The organism is Saccharothrix longispora, from assembly GCF_031455225.1.
Taxonomy (GTDB): Bacteria; Actinomycetota; Actinomycetes; order Mycobacteriales; family Pseudonocardiaceae; genus Actinosynnema; species Actinosynnema longispora.
Genome location: NZ_JAVDSG010000001.1, coordinates 3,282,619 through 3,294,445, shown reverse-complemented (window position 1 = coordinate 3,294,445; position 11,827 = coordinate 3,282,619). Strand labels below are relative to the sequence as shown.

General features: G+C 72.9%; 9 protein-coding genes. 5 read left to right on the top strand and 4 right to left on the bottom strand.

Going from position 1 to position 11,827, the window contains the following annotated elements:
* Window positions 1-216: 216 nt before the first annotated feature.
* Window positions 217-888 carry an enoyl-CoA hydratase-related protein gene (locus tag J2S66_RS13450; RefSeq protein ID WP_310307337.1) on the bottom strand — a complete coding sequence of 224 codons (672 nt, stop codon included), beginning with the start codon at window positions 886-888 and terminating at the stop codon, window positions 217-219.
* Between the two features lie 308 nt (window positions 889-1,196).
* Here J2S66_RS13450 and J2S66_RS13445 point away from each other — a divergent pair, with 308 nt between their 5' ends.
* Window positions 1,197-4,301, top strand: a complete 3,105-nt coding sequence (locus tag J2S66_RS13445) for an amidohydrolase family protein (protein ID WP_310307336.1) — start codon at window positions 1,197-1,199, stop codon at window positions 4,299-4,301.
* Window positions 4,302-4,327: 26 nt separating this feature from the next.
* On the opposite strand, the gene J2S66_RS13440 is transcribed toward J2S66_RS13445, so the two are convergent.
* The 3 genes from J2S66_RS13440 to J2S66_RS13430 all read right to left on the bottom strand — a co-directional run bounded on the left by J2S66_RS13440 (window position 4,328) and on the right by J2S66_RS13430 (window position 7,673).
* On the bottom strand, window positions 4,328-4,873 hold the full coding sequence (locus tag J2S66_RS13440) for an EF-hand domain-containing protein (RefSeq protein ID WP_310307335.1): 546 nt from the start codon (window positions 4,871-4,873) through the stop codon (window positions 4,328-4,330).
* Between the two features lie 176 nt (window positions 4,874-5,049).
* A complete protein-coding gene (locus J2S66_RS13435) occupies window positions 5,050-6,552 on the bottom strand; it encodes an amino acid adenylation domain-containing protein (RefSeq protein WP_310307334.1) in 1,503 nt (500 codons plus the stop codon).
* Window positions 6,549-7,673: an acyl-CoA dehydrogenase family protein gene (locus J2S66_RS13430; RefSeq protein WP_310307333.1), complete on the bottom strand. Its 1,125-nt coding sequence runs from the start codon at window positions 7,671-7,673 to the stop codon at window positions 6,549-6,551. The genes J2S66_RS13435 and J2S66_RS13430 overlap by 4 nt, the downstream gene beginning before the upstream one ends.
* Before the next feature lie 191 nt (window positions 7,674-7,864).
* Between J2S66_RS13430 and J2S66_RS13425 the strand changes: the two genes are divergently transcribed.
* From J2S66_RS13425 to J2S66_RS13410, 4 genes are read left to right on the top strand one after another with little or no spacing between them, the layout of a single operon-like run.
* Window positions 7,865-8,131: a phosphopantetheine-binding protein gene (locus J2S66_RS13425; protein ID WP_306748031.1), complete on the top strand. Its 267-nt coding sequence runs from the start codon at window positions 7,865-7,867 to the stop codon at window positions 8,129-8,131.
* Between the two features lie 12 nt (window positions 8,132-8,143).
* Window positions 8,144-9,490: an NAD(P)/FAD-dependent oxidoreductase gene (locus J2S66_RS13420; protein WP_310307332.1), complete on the top strand. Its 1,347-nt coding sequence runs from the start codon at window positions 8,144-8,146 to the stop codon at window positions 9,488-9,490.
* Between the two features lie 13 nt (window positions 9,491-9,503).
* Entirely contained in the window at window positions 9,504-10,871 is a 1,368-nt protein-coding gene (locus J2S66_RS13415) for a TrpB-like pyridoxal phosphate-dependent enzyme (RefSeq protein ID WP_310307331.1), read from the top strand.
* Between the two features lie 10 nt (window positions 10,872-10,881).
* Window positions 10,882-11,826: an amidohydrolase family protein gene (locus J2S66_RS13410; protein ID WP_310307330.1), complete on the top strand. Its 945-nt coding sequence runs from the start codon at window positions 10,882-10,884 to the stop codon at window positions 11,824-11,826.
* Window position 11,827 lies beyond the last annotated feature (1 nt).

Genomic DNA, 11,827 nt, shown 5'->3' with positions numbered 1-11,827 from the left:
CTCCCGAATCGACGGAAAGGGCATCGTCGTGCTTTCGCCGTGAAACCCGGAATGGGCGGTGGCAATCCACGCGCGGACCTGGCGCCGGTGGCGCGCTTGGGGTTCGACGAATCAAAGCACACCGGCGAGAGCCGCATCAAGAAAGTCGTTGCGCGACCCCGCACGATTCAGTTGCGCAACTCCGCCGGGTGGGCCACCGGGTCCGGCCCTCTGCCGTCAACCGAGCGGCGCGTCCTCGTCCCGCAGCGCTTCCAGGGTCCGCGCGTACATGCGGGACTTGATGGTGCCCACCGTGGGGCCGGCCTTGCCGACGTGGGTCCGCGCGATCTCGATCGCGGCCGTGCGCACGGCGTCCTCGTCCACGGCGTGGTCGACGATGCCGGCGTCGAGGGCGTCGTGGCCGCCGTAGCGTCGGGCGGTGGTCATGGCCTCGTGCGCGGTGCGCGGGCTCAGCCGGGCCTGGATCAACGCGGACATGCCCGGCGTGAAGGGGATGTCGATCTCGGCTTCGGGCAGGCACCAGAAGCCGCGGTCGGCGCGCATCACGCGGAAGTCGTGGGCGAGCGAGAGCATCGCCCCGGCTGCGAAGGTGTGCCCCTGGAGCGCGGCCACCGTGATCACCGGCAGCGACAGCACCCGCGCGAAGAGGCCGTGCACGGACACGACGTACCCGAGGTACTGCTCGCCGTTCGCCATCAGCCAGTCGAGGTCCAGGCCGTTGGAGAAGAACTTGCCGGTGGCGGTGGTGACCAGGGCGCGCGGTCCCGCGGCCTGCTCCACCTCGTCCAGCGCGGCGCCGACCGAGGCGATCCAGTCGGGGTGGAAGCGGTTCTCGGTGCCCCCGAGGTCGAGGACGAACACGTCGTCCTGGCGGTCGAGCGTCGGCATGGCGGCTCCTCTGTCGTGCCGGGCGCGGGCGGGCGACCCATGTTCGTTACTGACCGGTAACTTATGGTGTGCCCCGCCGGACGTGCAACCAGGGCTCGAACAGGACGTCGAGGCCGGGCCCGGCGGTTCTCGCGGCGACCGCTCAGCGCCGGGACCGTTCAGCGCCGGGACCGTTCAGCGCCGGGACCGTTCAGCGCCGGGACCGTTCAGCGCCGGGACCGTTGTGGCGAACGGCCCCTGTCGGGTGTCGCCGGTTGTGGCAGTGTCCTCGGCGACGGTTCCGCGGCTGTCCCGGGGGAGGCAGGAGCATGTCGGGTTCCGAAGACCTTTCACGTCGTGAGGTGTTGGCGCGCTCCGGTCGGGTGGCCGTCGCGCTGGGTGCCGCGGGCGCGGTGACCGCGGGGGCGACGCCGGTCGCGGGAGCGGAGGAGGAACGGGCCGGTGCGTCCGGTGGCTCGGTCGTGCTGGAGGAGGGCACGAACATCTCGGTCGCGGCGTCGCCCGACGGCCGGTGGCTCGCCACGGACCTCGTGGCCGCGATCTGGGTGCTGCCGGCGGGTGGTGGGGCGGCGCGCAGGCTGACGGACGACCTCCACGACGCCACGTTGCCCTCGTGGTCGCCGGACGGCCGGTCCATCGTGTTCCAGTCGTTCCGGGACGGGAACTTCCACCTCTGCGTGGTCGACGTCGGGGGCGGTGGGCCCCGGCAGCTCACCCGCGGCCCGTTCGACCACCGGGAACCGGTGTTCTCGCCGGACGGGAAGCGCGTCGCGTTCACCAGCGACCGCGGCGGTTCCTACGGGGTCTGGCTCCTCGACGTGGCGACCGGCGAGGTGGGCGCACTGGCCGGCCCGCCGGGTGAGGCCGCGGCGCCGCGCTGGTCCCCGGACGGGAAGCGGGTGATCTTCGCCGTGGACGAGAACGCCGTGGACGTCGTCACGGTCGCGACGGGGGAGCGCACCCGGGTGGCGACGGCCCCGGTGGGCGGACGCATCCACGGCGCGGCCTTCGGACCGGACGGCAGCACGCCGAGCTACACCCTCGTGCGCGGTGCCCGCGCGGACCTCGTCCTCGTTGACCGGCAGCTCACCACGGGCGAGGACGTCTTCGGTTTCGCCGCCACCTGGGTCGGCGGGTCCGCGCTCTACACGGCGGACGGCCGGATACGTCGCCGCGAGCGCGACGGCGTGGTGCGGGACGTCCCGTTCCGGGCCACCGTGCCGGTCGCCCGCAGGGCGCCTCGCCGCCCGGTGCGCGAATCGACGGGCGGTCCGGTGCGGGGTATCGCGAGCCCCGTGGTGTCGCCGGACGGGCGGCAGGTGGCGTTCCGGGCGCTCAACGCCGTCCACGTCGTCCCGATCACGGGTGGCAGGCCGCGCAGGCTCACCGACGGCGCGTTCTTCGACTCGGATCCCGACTTCTCGCCGGACGGCCGGTCGATCGTCTACTCCAGCGACCGGGAGGGGGTGCCCGCGCTGCGGTTGCGCGACCTGGTGACCGGCCGGGACACCGCGCTGGGCGGTGCGGTGCCCGGTGCGCAGACGACGCCGCGGTTCTCGCCGGACGGCGAGCGGGTCGCCTACGTGGACCAGGACGGCGCGGTGTGGGTGCTCGACGTCGCCGGGGGGAGCCGGAGGCAGGTCACGCCCGCGTTGTTCATGCCCGGCAGGCCCACGTGGTCGGCCGACGGGGCGGTGATCGCGCTGGCCGCGGTCAAGCCGTTCTCCCGCCGCTTCCGCGAGGGCACCAGCCAAATCCTCACGGTGCGCCTCGCCGACGGCGAGTTGCGCTACACCGAGCCCATGCCGTTCCGGTCGATCGCGACGCGGGGTGACGACGGGCCGGTGTGGTCGCCGGACGGCAGGCACCTGGCGTTCGTCGTGGAGAGCGTCGCGTGGGTCGTCGCGGTGGACGCGGCGGGCCGCTTCCTCGGTGACCCGCGGCAGGTGACGCGGGAGGTGACCGACTCGCTCGCCTGGTGCGGGTCGGAGGCCCTCGTGCACCTCCACAACGGGGTGTTGCGCCGGGTGCCCCTCGACGGCGGGGCGCCCCGCACGATCCGCCTCGACTTCTCCTGGCGCAGGCCGAGGCCGCCGCGGCGCACGATCGTCCACGCCGGTGCGGTGTGGGACGGGGAGGGCGGCGACCTGCGCCACGACGTCGACATCGTCGTGGCGGACGGTCGGGTGGAGGAGATCCGGCCGCACCGCGCGGCGGCGGGGGAGCGGGTGGTGGACGCGCGGGACCTCGTGGCCATGCCCGGGTTGGTCGACGCCCACAACCACTGGCACCTGCGGGGGCGCCAGTGGGGCGCCCGGCAGGGGAGGGCGTGGCTCGCCTACGGCATCACCACGACCCGTTCACCGGGTGATCCGGTGTACCAGATGCTGGAGACCAGGGAGGCCCTGGCTTCGGGCGCCCTGCTGGGGCCGCGGTTCTTCGGCACGGGCGAGGCGATCGACGGGTCGCGCGTCTACTACAACTTCATGCGGCCCACGCTGTCGCGCGCGCAGCTCGACCTGGAGTTGAAGCGGGCGCTCGAACTCGACTACGACATGGTGAAGACGTACGTGCGGTTGCCCGTGGAGCTCCAGCGGGAGGCGGCACGGGCCGCGCACCGGGCGGGTGTCCCGCTGTCGTCGCACTACCTGTACCCGGCGGCGGCCATCGGCATGGACGGCATGGAGCACGTCGGGGCGACGAACCGGCTCGGTTACTCGCACACGGTGAGCCGCACCGGTCGGGCCTACCGGGACGTGGTGGAGCTGTTCGTGCGCTCCGGCATGTCGGTGACCCCGACGTTGTTCCAGGCCCGCGCGCTCTACGCCGACGACAAGTCCCTGGTGACCGACGAGCGCACGCGCGTGCTGTTCCCACCGTGGGAGTACGAGCGGTACGTCGCGGAGGCGGAGGCCGCGGGCACGCCGGCGTCGCCGTACTCCCGGGACGTGCTCGCGGGCTGGGTGGACATGGTGCTGCGGGTGCACCGCGGCGGTGGTCTGGTGATCTGCGGCACGGACGCCCCGCTCGACGCCGTGGCGACGGCGACGCACCAGAACCTGCGGGCGATGGTGGCCTACGGCTTCACGCCGCTGGAGGCGTTGACCACGGCGACGCGCAACCCGGCGGCCTGGTTGGGGTTGACCGGCCGGGTGGGCACCCTGCGGCCGGGCGCGTACGCGGACATCGCGCTCGTGGCGGGCAACCCGCTGGTGGACATCCGCGCCGCCGCGGCGGTTCGCCAGGTGGTGCTCGGTGGGGTCGTGCACCGGGTCGAGGACCTGCTCGCCCCGTTCCGCGCGTCGCGGCCCGCCGCCGCGACGCGGTCGCACGACCACGCCGTGGTGTCCGATCCGGAGCACTGGTGGCACGAGCCGGAGTGGGCGGCGCGCGTGTGCTGCGGTGAGGTCTGACCGGTCCGCTGCCCCGGCGGTCGTGGTCAGCCGCCGCTGACCATGTGGGCGCCCTTGGCGGAGTCGTCGGTCGCGGTGAACAGGCCGCGCACGTGCGCGGACAGCTCGGTCCAGTCCACGCGGCCGTCGGCGTTGGCGTCCATGGCGCCGAACGCGGCCTCGGCGACGGCCCGGTCGGGGATTCCGGCTCCGCGGTAGATCCCGGCGAACCCGTCGAGGTCGATGTGGCCGTCGCCGTCGGCGTCGGCCGCCTCGAAGCTCTGCCGCGACGCCGATTCCCACTTCTCCACGAGCACCTCGGTCGTCACCCGCCCCGAGGTGTGGGCCTCGCGGAACTCGGCCGGGCTGACCACGCCGTCGACGTCGAGGTCCGCGCCGCAGAGGTAGTCCCACACCGCCTCGTAACCCTCGACCAGGCGACGGGACCGCGGCGAGTCCTCGTCCAGCCCGAACTCCCGCGCGACCCCGCGACCCATCGAGGTGAAGTCGTCCTTGCGGACCCCGCCGTCGCCATCCGCGTCGAGGATCGCGAAGACCCGGTCGATGTTGTCGTGCAGGACCTGATCCGGCATGGCGGTACCTCTTCCGTCGCCGATCCGAACGGTGGAGAACCGCAGCCTAATGACGGATCACCGGGAACCGGCAGCAGGAAACGGGTCCACCTCGTCACCCGATGAGGTCGTCTTCCGGGGCTCGACGACGACCGCCGGTAGCGTTCACCGCGGAAGGGCGGTGTCGGGTGCGGAGGTCATCCCGTCCGGCGCGACGGGTCGGCGGTCAGCGCCCTGCGGTCGACCTTGCCGTTCGGGGTGCGCGGCAGGCTCGCCAGGACGTGCACCCGGTCCACGATCATGGTGCGGGGCAGCAGTGCCGCGCAGTGCCGCTTGGCGTCCAGCAGGCCGAACGCGCCGCCGTCGGCGGGCACCACGTACGCGGTCAGCTTCGCGTCCATCCCGCTCCCCACGACGGCCACCGCGACCTCGCTCACCGCCGGGTGGGACTGGAGGGCGGCCTCCACGTCGCCCAGCTCGACCCGGTTCCCGCGGATCTTCACCATGTTGTCCCGGCGGCCCAGGTAGTGGAAGTCCCCGTCGCGCAGCACGACGCGGTCCCCGGTGCGGTAAGGGCCGCGGTGGGGTTCGGCGCCGTGGTAGCCCAGCATGACGGTCGGGCCGTCCACCACCAGCTCGCCCTCTTCCCCCGGTGCCGCCGGGGTCCCGTCGTCGCGGACGGCCCACACCCGGTCGCCCGAGCAGGCCCGGCCGATCGGGACCGGGTGGGTCCGGTCGGCCGGGACCTCGGTCACCTCGTGGAACGTGCACACGTTCGTCTCGGTCGGTCCGTACAGGTTGAGCAGGCGGACGCGGGGGAAGGCCGCGCGCAGCGCGCGCAGGTGGTCGACGGGGTACGGCTCGCCGGCGAACAGCACGGCGCGCAGGTCCGGCAGGTCGGCGGTGAGCAGTCCGCCGTCGCGCGCCATGAGGATCAGCACCGACGGCACGGAGTACCAGACGGTGATGCGCCGCGCCGCGAGGAGCTCGACCAGCAGGCGCGGCGCGTACGCGGCCTCCTGCGGCACGAGGTGGACGGACGCGCCCGCCAGGAACGCGACGTACAGGTCCAGCACCGACAGGTCGAAGTGCAGCGGGGCGTGGTTGGCGAACCGGTCCGCCGTTCCCGCGCCCAACTCGGCCGCCGCCCACTCCACGAACGCCATCGCGTTGCGGTGCGAGATGCGGACGCCCTTGGGGACGCCGGTCGAGCCGGACGTGTAGAGGACGTACGCCAGATCGTCCGGCGACACCCGAACCGGCGGCAACGGCCCCGCCGGTTCGCCACCGAGCGCCACGCACAGCGTGGTGAACCCGCCGCCCGCCGCCCCGCCGCCCGCCGCCCCGCCGCCGGGCGTGTCGCCGCGCAGCACCTCCGCGCCCTCCGGCGTGGTGACCACCACCCTGGGCGCGCAGTCGCCGAGCACCCGCACCACCCGGTCCACCGGGCTCAACGGGTCGACCGGCACGTAGGCGGCGCCGAGCCGCAGCACCGCCTGCGTCGCGACCACCGCGGTGGTCGACTTGGGCAGCCACAGGGCGACCCGGTCGCCCGCCACGACGCCCAGCGCGGAGAGCCGGTGGCCGAGCAGGTCCGCCTCGGCGTCCAGCTCGGCGTAGGTCAGCTCCCCGTCGGCCGCCGAGACGGCGACGGCGGTGCTCGACGCGCGCTCCCGGACGAGGTCGTGCAGCAGTCTCACAGCCCCAGCTCCTTGGCCATCTGCTCCAGTTGCATCTCCGAGGTGCCGGAGAACGTGGTCGACGCCATCGCGTCCAGCAGGTCGTGGGCCACCCCGGACCCGAGCCGCGTCCCGGACCCGCCGAGGACGCGCATCGCGAACGCCGCCGTGTCCACGGCCGCCTCGCTGACCGCGAGCTTCGCGCCGGCCACCTCCAGCGCGGCCCGCTCGCCCCGGTCCAGCAGCCAGCACGCCCGCCACAGCAGCAGCCGGGCCGCCTCCACCCGGCTGTGCAGTCGCGCGATGGCGTGCGACACGGCCTGGTTCTTCCCGATCGCCCTGCCGAACTGGCGGCGTTCCCGGGCGTGCGCGACGCACCGCTCCAGCAACCTCCCGGCCTGCCCCAGGTAGGCGGCGAACAGGCAGGTCCGCTCCCAGCGCATGGACGACTGGAAGATCGCGGCGCCCTGCCCGGGCACGCCCAGCACGTGGTGCGCGGGCACCCGGCACCCCTCCAGCCGCACCTCGCCGACCGGGCAGGTGGCCAGCACCGACTTCTCGAACGGTTCCACCACCAGACCGGGCGTGTCCCGCTCCACGACGAACCCGGTCACGCCCAGGTGCCCGAACTCCGGGGCGGTGGACGCGTAGACGACGAACACGTCGGCCTCGGGGGCGTTGCTGACGAAGGTCTTCACGCCGTCGAGGACGTAGTGGTCGCCGTCCGCGCGGGCGGTCGCGCGCAGCGCCGTGACGTCCGACCCCGCGTCCCGCTCGGTGATCGCGTTGGCGCCGACCCACTCGCCGGACGCCAGCAGCGGCAGCACCCGCTCGCGGACCCGTTCGCCGCCGTGCTCGGCGATGGGCATGGCGCACGCGAACAGGTGCGCCAGCGACGCGAACACCAGGCCCATGTCCGGGCAGCCCAGCCCGAAGGCCTCCACGGCGCGGGCGGTGTCGAGGAACCCGCGCCCGGAGCCGCCAAGGTCGGCCGGCACGCTGTAGCCGAGCAGCCCGGCGTCGCCGCACCGCCGCCACCGCTCGCGGGTCAGCGCCGTCGGCCGCTCGTCCGGCCACGCGGCCGCCTGCGCGCGGACGCGGTCGAATTCGGCCTGCGCGGCGGGGTGCCATCCGAAGTCCACGCGATCGACACTAAGCAGTCCTCGCCCGGTTGTCCTCCGCTGGACGGGCGGCCCGGCACTGGCCGCACGGACAGGTCCGCCTCCGCCGAACGGCCGGCTGCCGCCCGCCACAATGACGGAAGACAGCGGGTTTCCACCGCTCATAGCATCCGGAGCACATCCGGTTGTGCTGCACGGATACGGAGATGTGCATGGAACACGCTGAGGTGCTCGGCACGCTGACGGAGTTCATCCGGGAGAAGGTGCTGGACTCCGCCGGGGTGGAGGTCCTCCCGGACACCCCGCTGCTGGAGTGGGGAATCCTGAACAGCCTGTCGACGACGGCTCTCGTCGTGTTCATCGGCGAGCGGCTCGGGGTCGACGTGCCCGCGGAACGCATGGTGGGAAGCAACTTCCGCGACCTGGACAGCATCACGCGCCTGGTGCTGGAGCTGGAGAACGACGTCCGCAAAGTCTGAGCTGGGGGCACCGTGACAGACGTTGACTTCGACATCGGCATCATCGGCGGCGGTCCCGCCGGTTCCACGATCGCCTCCTACCTGGCCAGGGCGGGCATGTCCGTCGTGGTGCTGGAGGGCGAGCTGTTCCCCCGGCCGCACGTCGGGGAGTCGCTGATCCCGGCGACCACCCCGGTGCTGGCCGACATCGGGGCACTGGCCAAAGTGGACGAAGGGGGTTTCCCGCGCAAGTACGGCGCGGCGTGGACCTCCGCGACCAGCAACGACATCTCGTCGCTCGGGTTCAAGCTGTCGCACGGGTTCAAGGCCGCCGAGGTCGAGTTCCGCGAGCGCGACCAGCGGGGCGTCGATCAGGACTACACCTACCACGTCGACCGCGGCCAGTTCGACCTGCTGCTGTTGCAGCACAGCGAGTCCCAGGGCGCCAAGGTCTACGAGGGCGTGCGCGTGCAGCGGGTGGAGCTGGAGGAGGACGTCAAGCGGATCGTGTTCACCATGGGCCGCACCGAGGTCGGCGTCCGGGTGCGCCTGGTGGTCGACGCCAGCGGCCGCAGCACGCTGCTGGGCCGCCAGCTCAAGCTCAAGGTGCCCGACCCGGTGTTCAACCAGTACGCCATCCACACCTGGTTCGACGGGCTGGACCGCTCGGCGCTGGCGGTGGACAAGAAGCAGGCGGACTTCATCTTCATCCACTTCCTGCCGATCACCGACACCTGGGTCTGGCAGATCCCCATCACCGACACCGTCACCAGCGTCGGCGTGGTGACCCAGAAGAAGCACTTCACCGCCGCGAAGCAGCAGTGGGGTGCGTTCTTCGAGGAGGCCGTGGAGACCCGGCCGGAGCTGGCCGAGGCGCTGCGCAAGGCCGAGCGGGTGCGGCCGTTCAAGCCCGAGGGCGACTACAGCTATGCCATGAAGCAGGTCTGCGGCGACGGCTGGCTGATGGTCGGCGACGCGGCCCGGTTCGTGGACCCGATCTTCTCCAGCGGTGTCAGCGTCGCCATGAACAGCGCCCGCATCGCCTCCTACGACATCCTCGAAGCGGCCGAGCACGGCGACTTCGCCAAGCCCTCGTTCGACCGCTACGAGACCAAGCTGCGCCGGGCGGTGAGCAACTGGTACGAGTTCATCTCGATCTACTACCGCCTCAACATCCTGTTCACCGCCTTCGTCGCGGACCCCCGCTACCGGCTGGACGTGCTGCGGATGCTCCAGGGCGACGTGTGGGACGGCGAGGGCGAACCGGCCGCGCTGACCCGGATGCGGGAGATCACCCGCGAGGTCGAGGACAACCCGGACCACCTGTGGCACCCGCACCTGGGCACGCTGCGCGCGCCCAGCCAGGCACCGATGTTCTGAGGGGACCGACGACGTGAAGAAGTACCTGCTGTCCGAAGACGACATGCCCACCCAGTGGTACAACATCCTGCCGGACCTGCCCAAGCCGCTGCTGCCGCCGCTGCACCCGGTGACCCACGAGCCGCTCACCGCGGCCGACCTCCAGCCGCTGCTGCCCGACGAGGTCATCGCGCAGGAGTTCAGCCCGCAGCGCTGGATCGACATCCCCGACGAGGTGCGGGACGTCTACCGGATCTGGCGGCCTTCGCCGCTGTACCGCGCGGACCGGCTGGAGAAGGCGCTGGACACCCCGGCGAAGATCTACTTCAAGTACGAGGCCGTGTCGCCCGCCGGGTCGCACAAGCCGAACACCGCGGTGCCGCAGGTGTTCTACAACGCCCGCCAGGGCGTGCGGCGGGTGACCACGGAGACCGGCGCGGGCCAGTGGGGGTCGGCGCTGTCGTTCGCGGGCAGCCTGTTCGGCGTCGAGGTCACCGTCTACATGGTGAAGGCGTCGTTCCAGCAGAAGCCGCACCGGCGCTCGCTGATGGAGACCTGGGGCGGCGAGGTGTTCGCCTCTCCCAGCACCCGCACGCAGGCGGGCCGCGACATCCTCGCGCGGGACCCCGAGTCGCCGGGCAGCCTGGGCATCGCGATCAGCGAGGCCGTGGAGGACGCGCTGGCACACGACGACACGAAGTTCGCGCTCGGCTCGGCGATGAACCACGTGGTGCTGCACCAGACGGTGATCGGCCTGGAGGCCAAGCGCCAGATGGAGATGGCGGGGGACTACCCGGACGTGGTGATCGGTTGCGTCGGCGGCGGGTCGAACTACTCCGGCCTGACGTTCCCGTTCCTGGCCGACACGCTGACCGGCGCCCGCACCGGCACCCGGTTCGTCGCCGCCGAGCCCGCCGCGTGCCCGACCCTGACCAGGGGCCGGTACGCCTACGACTACCCGGACACCGCCGGTCTCGGCCCGTTGCTGCACATGAAGACGATGGGCCACGGCTTCATGCCGCCGCCGATCCACGCGGGCGGCCTGCGCTTCCACGGCGACGCGCCCACCCTGTGCCTGCTGCACGACGAGGGTTTCGTGGAAGCCGTCGCCTACAACCAGAACGAGGTCTTCACCGAGGCCGTGCGGTTCGCCCGCGCCGAGGGCTTCGTGATGGCGCCGGAGTCGTCGCACGCGCTGCGCGGCGCGGTCGCCGAGGCGCTGGCGGCCAAGGAGGCGGGGGAGGCGCGCACCATCCTGTTCGGGTTCTCCGGGCACGGCCACTTCGACATGGGCGCGTTCGACTCGTTCCTGGCCGGCCGGCTGGAGGACTACGAGGTGCCGCAGGAGCAGGTCGACGCGTCGCTCGCCGAGCTGCCGAAGATCCCGGCCCGGACGGTCTGAGGCGTTCGACGTGGACTGGATCGACGTGCACCACCACGCGTACCACGGGCGGCTGGCCGACGCGCTGGCCGCCCGTGGTGTGACGCACATGGCGCCGGGTGTGCCGGTGCCGCGCTGGGAACCCGCCGACACCCTCCGGGTGATGGCCGAGCACGACCTGGCCGCGGTCGTGCTGTCGGTGCTGGTGCCCGACGCGGCGCTGCTGCTGCCCGACGCGGCGGACCTGGTGCGGCGGACCAACGAGTGGACCGCGGAAGTGGTGCGCGGGCACCCGGACCGGTTCGGGCTGCTGGCCACCCTGCCGCTGCCCGACCTGGACGCCGCGCTGGCCGAGGTCGGGCACGCGTTCGACGTGCTGGGTGCGGACGGCGTGGTGCTGCCCGCCTCCCTCGCCGACGGAGCCGTCCTGGGCGACCCGGGTCTGGACCCGCTGCTGGCGGAGCTGGACCGGCGCGACGCGGTGGTGTTCGTGCACCCGAACCCCGGCTACCGGTGCTCCTGCACGGGCGCGCCGGACTTCGCCGCCGTCGTGCCGCCGCCGCTGGTCGACTTCGTCGCGGACACCACGCGGGCGGTGGCGAACCTGCTGTTCCGCGGCGCGCTGCGCCGCTTCCCCCGCATCCGGTTCGTCCTGGCGCACGGTGGCGGCACCATCCCGTTCCTGGTGGGGAGGCTGGAGCTGGCCCGCACCTGGGTGCTGCCCGGTCAGGACGGCTCGGTGGCGGAGGAGCTGGGCCGGCTGTACTACGAGACCGCGCAGTCGTCCACGGCCGCCGCGCTGGCGTGCGTGGACGCCGTCGCCGAGCCGGGGCACGTGCTGTTCGGCACGGACTTCCCGTTCATGACCGACCCGGTGGTCGGGCGGACACGGCGCGAGGTGGCGGCGCACCGGCCGGACATCGGCGGGGCGGCGCTGGCGCTGTTCCCGCGCCTGCGCGCGGCGGCGAGGAGGTGAC

What these genes read in the sequence shown, in the direction of transcription:
- J2S66_RS13450 (WP_310307337.1), bottom strand. Translation starts at nt 888, where the DNA reads ATGCCGACGCTCGACCGCCAGGACGACGTGTTCGTCCTCGACCTCGGG.
- J2S66_RS13445 (WP_310307336.1), top strand. Translation starts at nt 1,197, where the DNA reads ATGTCGGGTTCCGAAGACCTTTCACGTCGTGAGGTGTTGGCGCGCTCC.
- J2S66_RS13440 (WP_310307335.1), bottom strand. Translation starts at nt 4,873, where the DNA reads ATGCCGGATCAGGTCCTGCACGACAACATCGACCGGGTCTTCGCGATC.
- J2S66_RS13425 (WP_306748031.1), top strand. Translation starts at nt 7,865, where the DNA reads ATGGAACACGCTGAGGTGCTCGGCACGCTGACGGAGTTCATCCGGGAG.